The sequence below is a fragment of the Pseudarthrobacter sp. MEB009 genome (assembly GCF_030208875.1).
GTDB lineage: Bacteria > Actinomycetota > Actinomycetes > Actinomycetales > Micrococcaceae > Arthrobacter.
The window spans coordinates 174,389-192,634 of the sequence record NZ_JARVTC010000004.1 but is presented as its reverse complement, the minus strand read 5'-3'; the positions used below and the strand labels follow the sequence as shown (position 1 = coordinate 192,634).

Below are 18,246 nucleotides of genomic sequence, written 5' to 3'. Positions count from 1 at the left end.
CTAAGCTACCTGCGTGATCTCGACCGTGACGCTCAGCGCCGAGCCGCCGCCACCGGACAGGATGCCCTTCAGTGGCGGGACGTCGCGGTAGTCCCGGCCCCTGGCCACGGTGACGTGGAAGTCCCCGGCGGGCTTATGGTTGGTGGGGTCCCAGCTCCGCCAGGCCCCGTCCCACCATTCCAGCCAGGCGTGCGACTGCCCGGCCACTGTCTCGCCGATTCCGGCGCTGGAGCGCGGGTGCAGGTATCCGGAGACGTACCGGGCCGGGATCCCGCAGCTGCGCAGGGCACCGATGGCCAGGTGCGCCAGGTCCTGGCAGACCCCCTGGCGCTGACCCCAGGCTTCCTCCGCGTTGGTGGTCACCGCCGTCGAGCCTGACATGTACGTCATCTCGCCGCGCATCCACGCAAAAATGGCCAGCGCCGCCTCGTGCGGGTTCTTCCCCGCCACCACTGCCGGCACAATGCCCAGCACCTCGGAACCGGGCCCACTGAGCCTGGACTGCGGGAGCCAGTCGCTGTGGACGTCAAGGGTTTCCGGAGCGGACAGGACATCCCAACCCACAATGTCCGACTCGGACGGGATCTTCTCGGCGCGGTGGACCTCCACTGTGATGTTGGAGACCACCTCAAGGTGCTCGTGCGGCATCTGCATGTCGAACGCGGTGACCCGGGTGCCCCAGTAGTCGCGGTACGTGCTGACCGCGGCCTGGGTGGGCGAAACCTTGACGGTGGATTCCAGGACCACCTGCTGGGCGTCGGTGAGCGGCGTCATCCGGGCCTCGTTGTAGGACAGGGTGACGCGTTTGTTGTATTTGTAGGCCGTCCTGTGGACGATGCTGAGCCGGGTCATGAAACTTCTCCCACCCAGGCCAGTTCGTCCGCCTGATTGAAGTACTTACGGGAAATGGCGTCGGACGCCTGCGAAACGGCCTTCTGCACGCGCTCCATGTGTTCTGGCAGTTCGGACATCAGGTCATCGGTGCGGTGGAACTCGAGGAACGTGCGCGCCTGGCCCACAATGCGGCGGGCGTCGTTGATGAAGCCCACCCGCTGCGCTGACGGGTCCAGCTTCGCCAGGCATTCGTCGGCGTCCCGCAGGGCGTACACGATGGACCGTGGGAACAGCCGGTCCAGCAGCAGGAACTCGGCGGCGTGCTGGTCCCCGAACGCAGCCCGCCGGGTCCGCAGGAAGGACTCGTACGCTCCTGCACACCGGAGCATGTTCACCCAGGACATGCCCGCGGACAGGACATCGCGGGTGGACAGCATGCGGGCGGTCATGTCGGCGCGTTCCAGGGAGCGGCCCAGGACCAGGAACAGCCAGCTCTCGTCGTGGCTGACAGTGGTGTCAGCGAGCCCGCTGACCATTGCCGTGCGCTCCAGGGTCCAGTTGCAGAACCTGTAGGTGCCCACCACGTCCTTGCGGTGCTGGCTCAGCCCGTAATAGGTGGTGTTCAGGCTTTCCCACAGCCCGGAAGACACTGTTTCCCGGGCACGCCGGGCGTTCTCACGGGCGGCCCCGAGGGACCCTGCGATGGAGGTGGCGCTGGTTTTGTCGTACGCCAGCGCGTGCAGGAGTTCAGGCAGGCCGAAGTCCTCACTCTGTGGCCGGGCGCCCATCACGGCCAGAAGCTCCTGGGCCACGCTGCGGCGCTCCTCCATGGGCAGGTGGTTCAACCGCTCCAGGTGCACGTCGAGGATGCGGGCGGTACCGTCGGCCCGCTCAACATAACGGCCGATCCAGAAAAGTGACTCGGCAATACGGCTAAGCATTCGTTGCAACCTCCTGCAGGCCCTGCATGGAAAAAGACGGGAAACTTCCGAAGAGCCGGTTCACTGCTGCTGCTCCGACTGGCGGTCGCGCCAGTTGCTCTCCACGGGCCACACGGACACGCGTTCGCGGACGGTGATGGCCTGCCGCGGCAGGGTTTCCACCGGGACCTGCGGCGAATCGGCAAGGACCCAGGTGTCCTTGGAGCCGCCGCCCTGGCTGGAGTTGACGATCAGGGAGCCCTCCTTGAGAGCCACCCGGGTCAGGCCGCCCGGCAAAACCCAGACGTTGTCGCCGTCGTTCACTGCGAAAGGCCTGAGGTCCACGTGCCGGGGACCGAACTTGTCCCCGCTCAGGGTAGGGACTGTCGAAAGCTGCAGGACCGGCTGGGCGATCCAGCCGCGCGGGTCGCCGATGATCCTCTGCCGCAGGGCATCCAGTTCATCCTTGGAGGCATCGGGGCCGATCACCAGGCCCTTGCCGCCCGAGCCGTCCACCGGCTTCACCACAAGTTCTGCGAGGTTGTCCAGGGTGTACTCCCGGGCTTCCTTCTCCTCGAGGCGGAACGTGTCCACGTTCGCGATGATGGGCTCCTCGCTGAGGTAGTAGCGGATCAGGTCAGGAACGTAACTGTAGACCAGTTTGTCGTCCGCGACGCCGTTGCCCACGGCGTTGGCGATGGTCACCCCGCCGGCGCGTGCGGCGTTGACCAGTCCGGGGCAGCCAAGCATGGAATCGGCCCGGAACTGCAGCGGGTCCAGGAAGTCGTCGTCGATGCGTTTGTAGATGACGTCTACGCGCTGCTCACCCGCAGTGGTGCGCATGTACACGCGGTTGCCGCGGCAGATCAGGTCGCGGCCTTCCACCAGTTCCACACCCATCAACCCGGCCAGCAGGGTGTGCTCGAAGTAGGCACTGTTGAAGACGCCGGGCGTCAGGACAACAACGGTGGGATCGTCCACACCGGACGGCGCCGTTTTGCGCAGCGCGGAGAGCAGCCGGCGTGGGTATTCCTCGACGGGCCGGATCAGCTGCTGGCCGAAAGCCTCGGGCAGGCCCTTGGCCATGGCGCGGCGGTTTTCGAGGACGTAGCTGACGCCGGACGGGACGCGGACGTTGTCCTCCAGCACCCGGAACGTACCGGCGGCGTCGCGGACCACGTCAATGCCGGAAATGTGCACCCGGACGCCGCCGGCGGGTTCGAAGCCCTGGACCTGGCGGTGGAAGTGGGCGCTGGTGGTGACCAGCTGGCGGGGAATGACACCGTCCGCCACAACAGTCATCTTGTCGTAGACGTCGTTGAGGAAAGCCTCCAGGGCGCGCACACGCTGCGCGACGCCCCGCTCCAGGACGTCCCACTCGGCGGCGGGAATGACGCGGGGAACGATGTCGAGCGGGAAGGGCCGCTCCTCCCCCGCGAAATCGAACGTGACTCCGCGGTCCAGGAAGGTGCGCGCCATCGAGTCCGCGCGGGCGCTGACATCAGCCAGGGAAAGTTTCCGCAGGGCGTCCGCCACCTGCCCGTAGGAGTCCCGTGCCTGCTGCCCGGGGGCGAACATCTCGTCGTAGGCTCCGGACCGGCCTGCGGCCTGGGAGTAATCCTGGAATAGGTCTGACATGTCCAATAGCCAACCACCTTTTTGTTTCGAATTCATTACTGTGGCCCATTCTGGCGTGTTGGCGGGGCTGTGTGGGTTCGTGGATTCCGGAGGTTTTCCGGCACAGTAGGTGAGTGCCAGCGAGCAGAAGCCGTTTTCGACCCCCACCGGGGAGCCCCCGTCGTGCCCGCCGGCTGCTTCCCGGGCTCGCCGCCGCTGTCGTAGCCCTGGCGGTGGCCTTCGTGGTCCACGGGCTGGTTCCGGTCCTGCCGGCAATGACCCTGGCCGTGGTGCTGGGAGTCCTCACCGCCAACCTTCCGTGGGCCGGCGCCTTTACTGCCGGGCGCGGCAGGCCGGGACTCGACTTCGCCGGCAAGCACCTGATGCGTGGCGGGATTGTGGTCCTGGGCCTGAAGGTCAGCGTGATGGACGTGCTGGGACTCGGCTGGCTGGCGCTGGTCCTGATCACCGGCGTTGTGGCTGCCAGCTTCGGCGGCACATACCTGATCTCGCGGCTGTTCCGGCTGCCGCCGGTCACGGCCCTGCTGGTGGCCACCGGATTCTCGATCTGCGGTGCCTCCGCAATTGGTGCCATGGCCGCCGTGCGCCGCATCAAGCACGTGGACACCGTCCTGCCGGTGGCACTGGTGACCCTCTGCGGCACCCTTGCCATCGGCGCCCTCCCCCTGCTGATCCATCCGCTCCAGCTCACCGCCCCGGTCTTCGGCGCCTGGACCGGCGCCTCCGTCCACGACGTCGGACAAGTGGTGGCCACGGCGCAAACGGCCGGCACGGCGGCACTCGGGATCGCCGTCGTCGTAAAACTCACCCGCGTGCTGCTGCTGGCCCCGGTGGTGGCCATCGCCGGGGCCCACCAGCGGCTGGCGCGGCAGCCTGACGACAGCCTGGAAAGCGGGCACGTGCGTCCTCCTGTGATCCCGCTGTTTGTCCTCGGTTTCATCGCCATGGTGGGGCTGCGGTCCACCGGCTGGCTGTCCGATGGCTGGCTGGAGGCAGGGGCGGTGCTGCAGGACATCCTGCTCGGGGCCGCACTGTTCGGACTCGGCTCTGCTGTCCGCATCCGGGCGCTGCTCCTGACGGGCGGCCGGGCGCTCCTGGCCGCCCTCGCGTCGTGGCTGCTGATTGCCGTGCTGGGCCTGGGCGCCGCCGTCCTGATTGCCGGCTGATCCGGACCGACGGCCCCATGATTAGATAGCTGGGTGTCACATGAGAATCTGCAGCGCGATGAAGCCGCCCACCGTTCAGCCCTGATCAGCACCACCAGCTACGACGTCGCACTGGACGTCAGGCAGGCGGCGGATCCGGATGTTGCCGGCTACCGCACCCAAAGCACCATTACCTTCTCCGCCGCAGAGCCGGGCAGTTCAACGTTCCTGGACTTCATCGGCGAGGTGCACAGCGTCCTGCTCAACGGCGTGGAACTTCCCGCCGGGGTGGCGGACGGCGTCCGCATCAGGCTGGAGAACCTCCAGGCGGAAAACCAGGTGGTGGTCACGGCCACGGCGCTGTACAGCAGGTCCGGCGAGGGAATGCACCGCTTTGTGGACCCGGCAGACGGCCAGTGCTACCTCTACACGCAGTACGAGCCGGCCGACGCGCGCCGGGTGTTTGCCAACTTCGAACAGCCGGACCTCAAAGCGGCGTTTACGTTCCACGTCACAGCGCCTGCGGGCTGGCAGGTGGCCTCGAACGGCGTCGAAACGGCCCGCACCGTACTTGGCGATGACCCGGCTGCTGCCCGCTGGGACTTTGCCACCACCGAACGGATGTCCACCTACATCACCACCGTGCTGGCCGGACCCTATTTCAAGGCTGAGGACCGCTGGCAGGCCACGCTGGCGGACGGCACGGCCATGGACGTCCCGCTGGCACTGTACTGCCGGGCCTCGATGGCGGCGTCGTTCGATGCTGATGCGCTCTTTACGCTGACCAAAAACGGCCTGGACTTCTTCAACCGGCTCTTCGACTTCCCTTACCCGTGGGGTAAGTACGACCAGGCCTTTGTGCCCGAATACAACCTCGGCGCCATGGAAAACCCGGGCCTGGTGACGTTCACGGAAACCTATGTCTTCACGTCGCGGGCCACGGACTCGCAGTACCAGGCCCGGGCCAACACGCTGATGCATGAGATGGCGCACATGTGGTTCGGGGACCTGGTGACCATGCTGTGGTGGAACGACCTGTGGCTCAAGGAGTCCTTTGCCGACTACATGGGCACCCTCGGTGTTGACCGGGCCACCGACTGGGACTCCGCCTGGGTCAACTTCGCCAACAAGCGCAAGGCGTGGGCTTATGTGCAGGACCAGCTGCCCACTACGCACCCGATCGTGGCGGACATCCCGGACCTCGAAGCCGCCAAGCAGAACTTCGACGGCATCACTTACGCCAAAGGCGCTTCGGTCCTGAAGCAACTGGTGGCGTACGTGGGCTTTGACGCCTTTATTGCGGGTTCCCGTGCCTACTTCCGCGAGCACGCCTACGGCAACACCACGTTGGCTGACCTCCTGGCGGCGCTCAGCGCAGCCTCCGGCCGTGACCTGGCCGGCTGGGCACAGCAGTGGTTGCAGACCTCCGGGATCTCCACCCTGGAGCTGGAGATGTCCGCTGCGACAACGGATCAGGTGCTCGGGGCCGTCAGCGTGCGCCAGGACGCCACGGATCCCGTCACGGGCGTGTCCGTCCCCCGTCCGCACCGGCTCCGGCTGGGGCTCTACAACTTCAACGGTGACGCCCTGGTGCGTACCGGAAGTGTGGAAACCGACATCGCCGGTGACCTGACGGCCGTTCCCGAACTCAGCGGCCAGGCACGGCCCGCCCTGCTGCTGCCCAATGACGACGACCTGACCTACGCCAAGGTCCGCCTGGACCCGCAGTCGCTCGCCACGGTCCTGGCGTCCCTGGACCGGATCGCTGATCCCATGGCCCGGGCGCTGTGCTGGACGGCGTTATGGAACTCGGCCCGGGACGGCGAAAGCCCGGCGCTCCGCTACATCGACGCTGTGGCGTCGTTCGGCCCCGCGGAGACGGGGATCGGCGTCCTGCTGAACATCCTCGACAACGCCAGTGCCGCCGTCGAACGCTACACACCCGCCGCTGAAAGGGACGCTGCCCGGTCCTCGTTCCTGGCCACCGCCGCTGCGGAACTGGACCGGGCTGCTCCCGGCTCGGACCAGCAGCTGGCCTGGGCACGCACGGTGGGGACCCTCAGCCGGACCGACGACGCCCTGCGGGGCCGGCTCGCCGGACTCCTGGCCGGCACCTCACCGGTGCCCGGCCTGGCTGTGGACCCCGAACTGCGCTGGCATCTGTGGCTGGCCCTGGCCGCGCAGGGCCAGGCCACGGAGGCGGAGCTGGCCGCCGAACTGGCCCGGGACACCACCGCGTCCGGGCGCGCGGGCCACGCCGCGGCCATGGCGGCCCGCCCGGATGCCGCAGTCAAGGCCGCAGCCTGGGCCGCGGCAGTGGAAGGCGAGGAGCTGTCCAACCAACTCCTCAGCGCCACCATCAGCGGCTTCACCACGGCGCCGGCCCACCTGCTGGCTCCTTATGTGGAGCGGTACTTCGACTGCCTGCGGGGCGTGTGGGCCGGTCGCAGCATCGAGATTGCCAGCCGGATTGTAAGGGGCCTGTATCCGTCCGCGCAGGACCTGGCGCCTGGTACGGAGCCGGCGGAGCACCCGGTCCTGCGCCGCACCGACAGCTGGCTCGAAGCCAACGCCGATGCGCCCCGCGCCCTGCGCCGGATCATCATCGAACAGCGCAGCCACCTGCTGCGGGCCCTCACGGCGCAGGCGGCCTGAACCAACCTGCGCAGCGAACCCGGGCCTGGGGGCGCTCAGGGGACCCGGTGGAGCCATTCGTCGGTGCCAAAGCGCTGCTCCACCCGCTCGCGGGCCGTGGTGAGCTCCGCTGGGGTGAGCTCCGCCGGGGTAGCGCCGTACCTTTCGGCGAACACCTCCGTCATGGCCGCGATGATGGCGGTACGGGACAGGCCCGTCTGGCGGCGGAGCGGGTCCACGCGCTTCTTGGCGCTCCGGGTTCCCTTGTCGGACAGCTTTTCCTTGCCGATCCGCAGGACCTCCACCATTTTGTCCGCGTCGATGTCATAGCTCATGGTCACGTGGTGGAGCATGCCGCCGTTGGCCAGCCGCTTCTGGGCCGCGCCGCCGATCTTGCCCTGGTCGGTGGTGATGTCATTCAGCGGCACGTAGTAGGCGCTGATGCCGATCTTCTCCAGGGCCGCCATGACCCAGGCATCCAGGAAGGGGTAGGAGTCGGCGAAGCTCAGGCCGTCCACCAGGGTCTGCGGGACGTACAGCGAGTAGGTGATGCAGTTGCCGGCCTCCATAAACATCGCTCCCCCGCCGCTGATCCGCCGGACCACCTTGATGCCGTGCCGCGCCACGCCGTCCGGGTCCACTTCATTCCGGACCGACTGGAAGCTGCCGATCACCACAGAGGGTTCCTCCCAATCCCAGAAACGCAGGGTGGGGTTGCGGCGGCCGGCGCCTACTTCCTCGGTGAGGACATCGTCCAGGGCAACGTTGATCTCGGTGGGCAGCACGGTGGGGGCAATAACGTCCCAGTGGTGGTCCTGCCAGGACGTGGCTTTCGCGAGGGCCCGGCGGACGGTGATGGCCACGGCGTCCGCGGAGAAGCCGAACAGGACTGCGGCGGCGGGCAGCGCGGCCGTCACGGCCGCGGCGAGGTCAGCGGCCGGCGTCGTCTCCGGCAATCCGGTGAGTGCCCTGTTGATGTCCAGGAGGGCCTCATCCGGCTCCAGGAAAAAGTCGCCGCTGACGGAGACGTCGGCCAGCGCACCGTCAACCACGGCCAGGTCAACCACCACGAGTTTGCCGCCCGGCACTTTGTACTCGCCGTGCCTGCTCCGGGCGTCGGCAGGGTCGTTGGCTGAAAGCTGTTCGGAGGTCATGGTTCCATCCTGCCCCAGGGAAGAGGTGGCCCGCCAACGCAGAACGCCCGCACCGTTTCCGGTGCGGGCGTTCTGGGAACTGCTGGGGCGAAGGGTTACTTCTTGCCGCCGAAGCCCTTGAAGCGTGCGTTGAAGCGCTCGACGCGGCCGGCCGAGTCCATGATGCGCTGCTTGCCCGTGTAGAACGGGTGGGACTCGGAGGAGATTTCGACGTCGATGACCGGGTAGGTGTTGCCGTCTTCCCACTCGATGGTCTTCTTGGAGCCAACGGTGGACTTGGTCAGGAACTTAACGCCGGAAGCCAGGTCGTTGAAAACAACTGCTTCGTACTTCGGGTGGGTGTTCGACTTCATAATGGGGCCTTTGTTCAACGCAACTGGATTTTGCCAGATGCCAGGTATGAATGGGATGGCTGGCCGTTGCTGCAGCAGAAAGCTGGCTTGGCAGGACAACCAGCTACCCATCATAGCGGAAGGCGCCGCGTACTGACGAACGCGCCGCGGCGGTCAGGGCCGCGCCCGGAGCTCCCAGAAAGCCACCGCGGACGCCGCCGCCACGTTCAACGAATCAACGCCCCGCCGCATCGGGATCTTCACGGCAAGATCCACGGCTGCCAGGGTTTCCGGGCTCATGCCGGCACCCTCCGTTCCCAGGACCAGCGCCAGCTTGTCCGGGTTCCGGGCCGCCACCGCGTCCACGTCCTCGGCGTCCGCCGTCAGTTCCAGGGCCGCCACGGTGAAACCGTGCTCCTTGAGCACTGCCAGGTCGCCGGGCCAGTCCGTCAGCCGCGCCCAGGGCACCTGGAAGACGGTACCCATGCTGACTCGGACGCTGCGGCGGTACAGGGGGTCCCCGCACCGTGGCGAAACGAGGACGGCGTCCAGGTCCAGGGCCGCCGCTGAACGGAAGATGGCGCCGACGTTGGTGTGGTCCACGATGTCTTCCAGGACCGCCACCCGGCGGGCGCCGGCGAGGATGGTGGCCAACGGCACCGGCGCGGGCCGCTGCATGGCGGCCATGGCCCCCCGGTGCAGGTGGAATCCGGTGATCTCCTCCAGCACAGCGGCAGTGCCGATGAAGGCCGGCACTTCCGGGTGGGCGGCCAGGACGTCCTGGAGATCCGCCAGCCACTTTTCGGCCAGGAAAAAGGACCTCGGCCGGTGGCCTGCTGCCAACGCGCGGCGCAGCACCCGGGAGGACTCGGCGATGTACATGCCTTCTGCGGGCTCCCGGAGCTTGCGCAGGTGCACGTCGGTGAGCTGGGTGTAGTCGGAGACGCGCGGGTCTTCGGCGGTCTCGAGGTAGTGGAGGGTCACGGGGTGATTATTTCAGCAGGTTGGCGACCATAAAGCCCATGGCCACCAGGCCCAGGACGAAGATCACACCGCGGAGCACTGCGGGCTTCAGTTTCCGGCCCACTTTCGCGCCCACCAGTCCACCCACCGTGGAGGTGACGGCGATCAGAAGGACCACCAGCCAGTGGATCCGGTCAAAGGCGAAGAGCAGGTAGGACAGGGCAGCCACCAGGTTCACGCCGAGCACCAGGACATTTTTCATGGCGTTGGCGTTCTGGATGGTGCCCTTGAGGAAGACCCCCAGGATGCCCACCAGGAGGATGCCCTGGGCGGCCACAAAGTAGCCGCCGTACACCCCGGCCAGGAACACCAGCACCACCAGGAGCAGGCCGTGCCGTTTGTCCCGGACCGCCTGTTCCGGATCGGACTCGCGGTTGCGGACCCATGCCTGCAGCCGGGGCTGGAACACCACCATCAGGAGCGCGAGGACCAGCAGCACCGGCGCGACGTAGTGGAACACCTGTTCGGGGAGGTGCAGCAGCAGCCACGCGCCGGAGATGCCGCCCAGCAGGGACGCCGGCAGGAGCTTAAGCAGCTGCCGGCCGCGGCCCCTGAGTTCGCGGCGGTAGCCGAACGCACCGGCCGCCGTGCCGAACACCAGGCCCATGGCATTGGACATCGACGCCACCACCGGGGTCACGCCCAGTGCAATGAGCACCGGGAACGTCACCAGCGTGCCGGAGCCCACCACCGCGTTGATGGTGCCGGCCCAGAGCCCGGCGATGGACACAAAGATGCTGCTGAGGAGGTCCACGCCGCAGGCTCCGGGGTCAGTGGCGGGCGACGGCGGCGTACCGGCCGGCGTTGACGCTCACGTCGAGGTCCAGGCCGAAGGTCCGGCTCAGGTTCGCACCGGTCAGTACCTCTTCGATGGGGCCTGAGGCCACCACTCCCGCATCGCGGAGCAGCATGGCGTGCGTGAAGCCGGGCGGGACTTCCTCGAGGTGGTGTGTGACCAGGATCATGGCCGGGGCCGCCTCATCGCGGGCCAGTTGGCTGAGCCGGTGGACCAGGTCCTCGCGGCCGCCGAGGTCCAGGCCAGCTCCTGGCTCATCCAGGAGCAGTAGTTCGGGATCCGTCATGAGGGCGCGGGCGATCTGGACCCGCTTCCGTTCACCCTCGGACAGGGACACGAAACGGCGGTTGAGCATCGGGCCCATGCCCCATTCGTTCAGGAGCCGGAAGGCCCGCCGTTCGTCGTCCTTCTCGTAGCCTTCACGCCAGCGGCCGGTCACGCCATAGGCGGCGGTGACCACCACGTTCAGGACGGTTTCATCCCCGGGGATCTGGTTGGCCAGCGCGGCTGAGGAAAGGCCGATGCGGGGCCGGAGTTCAAAGACGTCCACAGCGCCCAGGACCTCGTCCAGAATGCCGGCGGTGCCGCTGCTGGGGTGCAGCCTGGCCGCGGCGATCTGGAGCAGCGTGGTCTTGCCGGCGCCGTTGGGTCCCAGGATGACCCACCGCTCACCCTCCTTGACCTGCCAGTCCACCTTGTCCAGGAGCGTCTTGGCTCCACGCACAACGCTGACGGCGGCCAATTCAAGAACATCACTCATAGGAATAGACACTAGGACAAATAAGAGGCGGACTGCTAACCGGTGCGCACCGGCGCAGCGGGCCGCTGCCGCTCGCTAAGATTGCAGGCATGACTTCGAACGTAACCGCCGTCAGCTATGGCCGGAACATGACCGCTGAAGCACTGGACCGGCTGGGGTCCGTCCTTACCGCCGCCGGTGTTTCCCCGCAGCCCGGAACCACGTCCGGGGACGCCCGTTACCAGGTCCACATTGCCGATCTTTCCCTGCCGGACGCCACCGCCGCCGGACTGGCCGGCCTGCGCCGGGCCGTGGCGGATGCGGCCATCCCGGGAGTTGACACCGCACTGGTTCCGGCCGGCCTCCGGGCCGCCGGCCGGAAGCTGCTGATCATGGATGTTGACTCCACCCTCATCCAGCAGGAAGTCATCGAACTCCTGGCAGCGTACGCCGGCAAGCGCGAGGAGGTGGCTGCCGTGACGGAAGCCGCCATGCGCGGCGAGCTCGACTTCGCCCAAAGCCTGCATGCCCGGGTGGCGGTCCTCGCCGGGCTGCCGGCCGACGTCGTCACTTCCGTCCGGTATGAGGTGAAACTCAGTGAGGGGGCCGCGGAACTCGTTGCAGCGTTCAAGGCCGCAGGCCATGTGGTGGCGGTGGTCTCCGGCGGCTTCAACCAGATCCTGGCGCCGATCGCGGCCGACCTGGGCCTGGACTACTGGCAGGCCAACGAGCTGGAAATTGTGGACGGCGCGCTGACCGGGAAGGTCCTGGGCGCCGTGGTGGACCGGGCGGCCAAGGAGAAGTACCTGCGGGAGTGGGCTGCTGCCGAGGGCATCGCCCTGGAGCACACGGTGGCGGTGGGTGACGGCGCCAACGACCTGGACATGCTGGGTGCGGCCGGAATCGGGGTGGCGTTCAACGCCAAGCCGGCCGTCCGCGCCGTGGCCGACGCCGCCGTCAACATGCCGTACCTGGACGCCGTCCGCCACGTCGCGGGCGTCTGACCCTTAACCGCGAGATGGCACTTCGCGGCAATGTCCGGGAGGATCATTGCCGCGAAGTGCCATCTCGCGGAGGGGCAGGAAAGGCTAGCTTGCAGGCCCGCTCTTGCCGAAGTAGTCGGCGCCGCCGGCGTATTCGGTGTGGCCGGGTTCGACGTCGGCCGTGGCCATGCCCGCAACGACCTCGGCGAACTCCTCGACGGAGTACAGCTTTCCGGCTTCCGCCCGGCGTGCCTCGATGGCACCCGGGGTGGAGCGGTCCAGCAGTGTGGCCGTGACTGTTCCCTCGATCATGTCGCCGGAGACCACCACCAGGGTGATGCCCTTCTCAGCCAGTCCGGGGACCAGTTCGCGCAGTGCGTCCTCGCCGGCACGCTTGCTGCGGGCCACCCCTTCGTAAGCGGGCATGGTGGGGACAGTGTTGATGAAGTGGGCCTGGTGGCTGGTGACAAACACCACGCGGGAGCCTTCGTTCATCAGCGGCACTGCCGCGTTGAGCATGTTCACCTGCGCGTCGCGGTTCAGCCGCAGCGCGTAATCCTCGCCCATGCCGGCCTCCATGCCGCCGGAAGCGTTCAGCACCAGGATGTCCAGGGTGCCGAAGTTTTCCATTGCGGCGCTGGCCAGCGCGTGCACACCCTCCTCGGTGGTGAGGTCGGCGCCAACGGCCACGGCACGGCCGCCGGCTGCTTCGATGCCTGCAACCACCTTGTTGGCGCGCGGCGCCTTCTGGCGGTAGTTGACCACAACGGCGGCGCCCTCGCCGGCGAGTATTTTGGCGACGTCAGCGCCGATGCCGCGGGAAGATCCGGTGACGATCGCGGTTTTGTTGTCCAGCAGTCCCATGGGGCTCCTTTTGTTTGAAACGTCTAAATTGCTCTCGGCCTGCCATCCATCATGCCAGCGGTCAGGACCGATTCCCTTGTCCGACCCCTCCAAAGAAGGCCAGTACGGCTAGTTGCCCGTCAGTGCCCCATGCCCAGGCCGCCATCAACGGGGATAACGGCACCGGAGATGTAGGCGGCCTCATCGCTGGAGATCCAGCGGACCACGTTGGCCACCTCTGAGGCCTCGGCGAAGCGGCGGGCAGGGATGCTGGCCAGGTAATCCTTCTGGGTCGCCTCGGGCAGTTCGGCGGTCATGTCCGTGTTGATGAAGCCGGGGGCCACCACGTTGGCGGTGATGCCGCGGGAGCCCAGCTCGCGGGTCAGCGACCGGGCGATGCCCACCAGTCCTGCCTTGGACGCGGAGTAGTTGATCTGGCCCGGAGCGCCGTAGAGGCCGGACACCGAGGAAATCAGCACCACGCGGCCCTTGCGGAGCCGGATCATGCCCTTGGAGGCGCGTTTGATGACCCGGAACGCGCCCGTGAGGTTGGTGTCGATGACGGACGTGAAATCGTCTTCGCTCATCCGCAGCAACAGGGTGTCCTTGGTGATTCCGGCGTTGGCCACCAAGACCTCAACGGGGCCGTGCGCTGCCTCGACCTCGGCGAAGGCCGCGTCCACGGAGGCTTCGTCGGTGACGTCGGCCTTCACGCCCAGGATCCCTGCGGGCAGCGTGGATTCGCTGCGGTAGGTCACGGCAACCTTGTCGCCGTTGGCCAGGAAGGATTCCGCGATAGCCAGGCCGATCCCCCGGTTGCCGCCGGTGATCAGGACGCTGCGGGGGGCGGGAACTGCTTCAGTCATGAAGGATCTCCAGGAATTCTGCGGCGCTCCGCCGCTGTAGGAAGGGTGATTTGGCTGAAACCGATCTTAGCGCCCGGCCCGGCCGGCGTTTGGGTGCCACTGCCGATGGTGAGAGAATTGAGGGAAGCCTTTGGAGCGTGATCTGCCACCATGACCCTTGAAAACCATGCGGGACAACCCGTGCCCGGAGAACCGGGCCGGTTTTCCGGCGATGCGGAAGTGCACAGCATCACAGAGGCAGGCGGCGCCCACTCCGAGGCCATCCGGCAACGCATGATCAAGTACGCGGTGGCCATGGGCATCCGCATGGTCTGCCTGGTCCTGATCTTTGTGGTGGATGGCTGGTTCAAGATCATTCCCATCGCGGGCGCGGTCTTCCTTCCCTGGTTCGCCGTGATCATCGCCAACGGTGATGACACCGCCGCAGGCCACAGCGATTCGCTGATCGACGCGGCGCCGCTGGCCGAACTGGACAGCCCGTTGGCCGGACCCGCGGAACCGCCGGCAGGCAGCGAAGTCCTGCAGGGAGAACTGGTGGAAGACACCGACGACGACAACCCGGAAGAGGGCCGCCGACCTTGAGTATCTTCGACCTGGCAGCGGGGCTGCCACCAGCTTCCGCCGGCCCCGGCGCGGTCTGTTCCCGCAAGGCCTGCCGTGCGCAGGCGTCGTGGCAACTGCTGTGGAACAACCCGAAAATACACCCGCCGGAGCGCCGCAAGACCTGGCTGGCCTGCGCCGAGCACCGCGGCTGGCTGGAGGACTACCTCCAGACCCGCGGGCTGTGGAAGGAAACCATCCCGATGCCGGCCGCACCCACCACCGGCCCCATGGAGCATGAGCGCTGAATGTACCGTTTCCTTTTTTCCAGCAAATGGCTGGGCTACCTTCTGCTGGCTGCGGTCTTCGCCACCGCCTGCGTGTTCCTTGGCCGCTGGCAGATGGACCGTCGCGCCGAGACCCTCGCGGAAATCAACCGGGTGGTGACCAACTACTCCGCCACACCCGTCCCCTTTGCTGACGTCCGGGACCAGTTCACCAGCCTCGATCCCGCCCGGGAATGGACGCAGGTGACGCTCACCGGGACCTACGACGTGGCCGGGCAGCGGATTGTCCGGAACCGGCCGCTCAACGGCCAGCCCGGCTACGAAGTGGTGGTCCCGCTCCGGCTGTCAACAGGTGAAACGGTGGTGGTTGACCGGGGCTGGCTGCCCATCGGCAACAAAAACCCCGGCAGCCCCGATTCGATCCCGGCGCCCCCGTCCGGTGAGGTAAGCGCCGTCGTGCGCCTGAAGCATCCCGAACCCGAACTCCAGCGGGGCGCTCCCGCCGGGCAGTTGGCGTCCATTGACCTGAACGCCTACGGGGGGCAGCTGGATTACCCGCTGCTGACGGGCGCGTACGGCCAGCTCGCCACGGAGACGCCGGCCAGCGCCGAGATGCCGTTCCCGTTCCCCAAACCGGCCACGGAAGAGGGCACGCACCTTTCCTACTCGCTGCAGTGGTTCGCCTTCGGCGTCCTGATGTTTGTGGGGTTCGGGTACGCCGCCCGCCAGCAGGCCCGCAACGCGGCCATCGATGCCGAGGCGGACGCCGCGGCGGAAGCTGACGGGCCGGTCGATTCCGGCAGCCCCGTACACTCCGCCGCAGCTGCAGCCCGGCGCCGGCCCCCGGCGGCGCGGAAGCGGAAGCACCCCACCGCGGAGGAAGCGGAAGACGCACTCCTGGACGCGCAAGGATACTGAAAAGGTCCGCCACAATTGTGGCGGACCTTCTCAACCGGCAGTGTTCACACCGGGCGGATCACGCCAGGGTGATCAGGTCCAGGTAGTCTTCGTTCCAGTGGTCCTCGACGCCGTCCGGCAGCAGGACAACACGCTCCGGATTGAGGGCCTCGACGGCCCCCTCATCGTGGCTGACCAGGACGACGGCGCCGCTGTAGTTCTTGAGGGCCCCCAGGATCTCGGCGCGGCTGGCCGGGTCCAGGTTGTTGGTGGGCTCGTCCAGGAGCAGTACGTTGGCGCTGGAAGCCACGATGGTGGCCAGCGCCAGGCGGGTCTTCTCGCCGCCGGACAGCACACCGGCGGGCTTGTCCACGTCATCTCCGGAGAACAGGAACGAACCGAGGATGCCGCGCACCTCCGCATCCTTCATGTCCGGGGCCGAGGAACGCATGTTTTCAAGGACCGTACGGTCCACGTCCAGGGTTTCGTGTTCCTGGGCGTAGTAGCCCACCTTGAGGCCGTGGCCGGCGATCACATCACCGGTGTCCGGCTTGTCGACACCGGCGAGCATCCGCAGCAGGGTGGTTTTGCCGGCACCGTTGAGGCCCAGGATGACCACCTTGGAGCCGCGGTCGATCGCCAGGTCCACGTCAGTGAAGATTTCCAGTGACCCGTAAGACTTGCTGAGGCCCTCCGCGGTGAGCGGGGTACGGCCGCAGGGTGAGGGGTCCGGGAACCGGAGCGCTGCCACGCGGTCGTTCTCGCGGACTGCTTCCAGGCCGCTGAGCAGCCGTTCGGCTCGTTTGGCCATGTTCTGGGCAGCGACGGCCTTGGTGGCCTTTGCGCGCATCTTGTTGGCCTGGTCAAAGAGGACCTGGGCCTTCTTTTCGGCGTTGGCACGCTCGCGCTTGCGTGCCCGCTCGTCGGTTTCGCGCTGGGTGAGGTACCGCTTCCAGTCCATGTTGTAGAAGTCGATCTGAGCCCGGTTGGCATCCAGCAGGAACACCTTGTTAACCGTGGCTTCAAGCAGTTCGGTGTCGTGGCTGATCACGATCAGGCCGCCCTGGTGGTTCTTCAGGAAGTCACGCAGCCAGGCGATGGAGTCGGCGTCCAGGTGGTTGGTGGGTTCGTCAAGGAGCATGGTTTCGGCATCCGAGTAGAGGATGCGGGCCAACTCCACACGGCGGCGCTGGCCACCGGACAAGGTCTTAAGGGGCTGGTTCAGGAGCCGGTCCGGCAGGGCAAGGTTGGAGCAGATCGCTGCGGCCTCGGCTTCGGCGGCGTACCCGCCGGCGGCCAGGAACTCGGATTCGAGCCGGTCGTAGCGGTTCATGGCCTTGCGCTGGACCGCGGCGTCGTCGCTGGCCATTTCCTCGTGGGCGAGGCGGAGCTTGCTGACGGCGATATCCAGGCCGCGGACGGACAGGATCCGGTCCCGTGCCAGCTGTTCCATGTCCGGGGTGCGCGGGTCCTGCGGCAGGTAGCCGATCTCCCCCGTGCGGGTGACTTTGCCGGCAGCAGGCAGGCCCTCGCCGGCCAGGACCCGGGTCAGCGTGGTTTTGCCGGCACCGTTGCGGCCCACCAGGCCGATTTTGTCGCCCTTGTCGATCCGGAAGCTCACCTGGTCCATGAGGAGCCGTGCACCGGCACGCAGTTCAAGATCCTGGACAGTAATCACAGCAGGTAAGGCCTTTCACAACAGGGGAACGCCGCAGCCCGCTTCATCGGATCCGGAGCGGGCGGGGCAGAGTGGCCGGAGAACGGCCCACCCAAGTCTACCGTCCATGGCTTCAGCGCATAACCGCCGGGGACGGTGCCGTCCATCACCGCACCCGCTGACGGCCTTTGTTTCCACTCTCAGGTTGCCGGCTCCGGCTTTAGTAGGACCCCTACAAAATCCGGCCACCGCCGCCCCGGTAGCGTCGGCGGTACGAATTGACCTGCTTGTACAACCCCGACAGGACCCCCATGAGCAACACCGCACCCTCCCCCACCAAGACCCACACCCCGGGCCGGACCCGCTGGAACGCCACGGACCTGGGCCTGATCGCCGTCTTCGCCGCGCTGGTGGCCGCCGCGGCGCTCGCGCCCGCCCTGGCCATTACGGGAATCGGCGTCCCCATCACTTTCCAAACCCTGGCGGTGATGCTGACCGGCCTGGTGCTGGGCCCGGCCCGGGCGTTTGCCGCCGTCGGCCTTTACGTCCTCCTGGGCCTTGCCGGCCTGCCCATTTTCAGCCTGGGCCGCAGCGGCCTGGCGGTCCTGGCGGGCCCCTCCGCCGGGTACATCATCGCCTTCCCCATCGCCGCGGCTGTTGTTGGCTGGCTGGCCACCTTGGTGATCCGCAGGACCACCAAGGCCCGCACGCTGTGGTTCTTCGCCTCCGCCTTGCTGACCAGCGCCGTGGTGGTCCACTCGCTGGGTGTGGCCGGCATTGCCATCACCACCAAGGCCACCCTGGGCCAGGCATTCCTCAGTGACGCCGTGTTTTACCCGGGAGACATTGTCAAGAACATCCTTGCCGCCGGTATCGCCGTCGCCCTGCACCGCGCCTTCCCGGACATCCTGGTGCGGCGTGCCAAGCGCACCGCCCGGCCCGTTGCCGCGTAGCCGCG

18 protein-coding genes are annotated in these 18,246 nt (G+C 67.3%); 7 read left to right on the top strand and 11 right to left on the bottom strand.

Annotation, left to right across the window (positions count from 1 at the left end):
* The 3 genes from QRN07_RS02835 to QRN07_RS02825 are packed head-to-tail and all read right to left on the bottom strand — an operon-like array spanning position 1 to position 3,392.
* The gene (locus QRN07_RS02835; RefSeq protein ID WP_050687365.1) at positions 1–852 is read right to left on the bottom strand and encodes a transglutaminase family protein; all 852 of its coding nucleotides are present in this window, start codon (positions 850–852) and stop codon (positions 1–3) included.
* Positions 849–1,775: an alpha-E domain-containing protein gene (locus QRN07_RS02830; protein ID WP_018761308.1), complete on the bottom strand. Its 927-nt coding sequence runs from the start codon at positions 1,773–1,775 to the stop codon at positions 849–851. The genes QRN07_RS02835 and QRN07_RS02830 overlap by 4 nt, the downstream gene beginning before the upstream one ends.
* A 60-nt stretch (positions 1,776–1,835) precedes the next feature.
* Positions 1,836–3,392 carry a circularly permuted type 2 ATP-grasp protein gene (locus QRN07_RS02825; protein ID WP_050687367.1) on the bottom strand — a complete coding sequence of 519 codons (1,557 nt, stop codon included), beginning with the start codon at positions 3,390–3,392 and terminating at the stop codon, positions 1,836–1,838.
* Positions 3,393–3,505: 113 nt separating this feature from the next.
* Here QRN07_RS02825 and QRN07_RS02820 point away from each other — a divergent pair, with 113 nt between their 5' ends.
* On the top strand, positions 3,506–4,558 hold the full coding sequence (locus tag QRN07_RS02820) for a YeiH family protein (protein WP_056600379.1): 1,053 nt from the start codon (positions 3,506–3,508) through the stop codon (positions 4,556–4,558).
* A 33-nt stretch (positions 4,559–4,591) separates the two neighbouring features.
* A complete protein-coding gene (pepN, locus tag QRN07_RS02815; RefSeq protein WP_285240284.1) occupies positions 4,592–7,192 on the top strand; it encodes an aminopeptidase N in 2,601 nt (866 codons plus the stop codon).
* Positions 7,193–7,227: 35 nt separating this feature from the next.
* On the opposite strand, the gene lplAB is transcribed toward pepN, so the two are convergent.
* From lplAB to QRN07_RS02790, 5 genes are all read right to left on the bottom strand, one after another.
* The gene (gene lplAB / locus QRN07_RS02810; RefSeq protein WP_056600383.1) at positions 7,228–8,325 is read right to left on the bottom strand and encodes a lipoate-protein ligase LplAB; all 1,098 of its coding nucleotides are present in this window, start codon (positions 8,323–8,325) and stop codon (positions 7,228–7,230) included.
* A 95-nt stretch (positions 8,326–8,420) separates the two neighbouring features.
* The gene (locus QRN07_RS02805) at positions 8,421–8,678 is read right to left on the bottom strand and encodes a type B 50S ribosomal protein L31 (RefSeq protein WP_050687374.1); all 258 of its coding nucleotides are present in this window, start codon (positions 8,676–8,678) and stop codon (positions 8,421–8,423) included.
* Positions 8,679–8,831: 153 nt separating this feature from the next.
* Entirely contained in the window at positions 8,832–9,641 is an 810-nt protein-coding gene (locus QRN07_RS02800) for a TrmH family RNA methyltransferase (protein WP_056600385.1), read from the bottom strand.
* Between the two features lie 7 nt (positions 9,642–9,648).
* Positions 9,649–10,434 (bottom strand): sulfite exporter TauE/SafE family protein, encoded by a 786-nt coding sequence (locus QRN07_RS02795; protein ID WP_056600387.1) that lies wholly within the window; start codon positions 10,432–10,434, stop codon positions 9,649–9,651.
* Between the two features lie 16 nt (positions 10,435–10,450).
* Positions 10,451–11,236, bottom strand: coding sequence for an ABC transporter ATP-binding protein (locus tag QRN07_RS02790; RefSeq protein ID WP_056600389.1), 786 nt, complete (start codon positions 11,234–11,236; stop codon positions 10,451–10,453).
* 89 nt (positions 11,237–11,325) lie between these two features.
* Here QRN07_RS02790 and serB point away from each other — a divergent pair, with 89 nt between their 5' ends.
* Positions 11,326–12,219: a phosphoserine phosphatase SerB gene (gene serB / locus QRN07_RS02785; protein WP_056600391.1), complete on the top strand. Its 894-nt coding sequence runs from the start codon at positions 11,326–11,328 to the stop codon at positions 12,217–12,219.
* Positions 12,220–12,303: 84 nt separating this feature from the next.
* On the opposite strand, the gene QRN07_RS02780 is transcribed toward serB, so the two are convergent.
* Positions 12,304–13,062, bottom strand: coding sequence for an SDR family oxidoreductase (locus tag QRN07_RS02780; protein ID WP_050687383.1), 759 nt, complete (start codon positions 13,060–13,062; stop codon positions 12,304–12,306).
* Between the two features lie 119 nt (positions 13,063–13,181).
* Positions 13,182–13,907: a 3-oxoacyl-ACP reductase FabG gene (gene fabG / locus QRN07_RS02775; protein ID WP_056600393.1), complete on the bottom strand. Its 726-nt coding sequence runs from the start codon at positions 13,905–13,907 to the stop codon at positions 13,182–13,184.
* 150 nt (positions 13,908–14,057) lie between these two features.
* On the opposite strand from fabG, the gene QRN07_RS02770 reads away from it, so the two are divergent.
* From QRN07_RS02770 to QRN07_RS02760, 3 genes are read left to right on the top strand one after another with little or no spacing between them, the layout of a single operon-like run.
* On the top strand, positions 14,058–14,489 hold the full coding sequence (locus QRN07_RS02770; protein WP_050687388.1) for a DUF3099 domain-containing protein: 432 nt from the start codon (positions 14,058–14,060) through the stop codon (positions 14,487–14,489).
* The gene (locus QRN07_RS02765; RefSeq protein WP_050687390.1) at positions 14,486–14,755 is read left to right on the top strand and encodes a hypothetical protein; all 270 of its coding nucleotides are present in this window, start codon (positions 14,486–14,488) and stop codon (positions 14,753–14,755) included. Before QRN07_RS02770 ends, QRN07_RS02765 begins: the two co-directional genes overlap by 4 nt.
* The gene (locus QRN07_RS02760; RefSeq protein ID WP_056600396.1) at positions 14,756–15,652 is read left to right on the top strand and encodes an SURF1 family cytochrome oxidase biogenesis protein; all 897 of its coding nucleotides are present in this window, start codon (positions 14,756–14,758) and stop codon (positions 15,650–15,652) included.
* 58 nt (positions 15,653–15,710) lie between these two features.
* Here the strand turns inward: QRN07_RS02760 and QRN07_RS02755 are convergent, their stop codons facing one another.
* Positions 15,711–17,309 carry an ABC-F family ATP-binding cassette domain-containing protein gene (locus tag QRN07_RS02755; protein ID WP_050687394.1) on the bottom strand — a complete coding sequence of 533 codons (1,599 nt, stop codon included), beginning with the start codon at positions 17,307–17,309 and terminating at the stop codon, positions 15,711–15,713.
* Positions 17,310–17,599: 290 nt separating this feature from the next.
* Between QRN07_RS02755 and QRN07_RS02750 the strand changes: the two genes are divergently transcribed.
* Positions 17,600–18,241 (top strand): biotin transporter BioY, encoded by a 642-nt coding sequence (locus QRN07_RS02750; RefSeq protein ID WP_050687396.1) that lies wholly within the window; start codon positions 17,600–17,602, stop codon positions 18,239–18,241.
* Positions 18,242–18,246 lie beyond the last annotated feature (5 nt).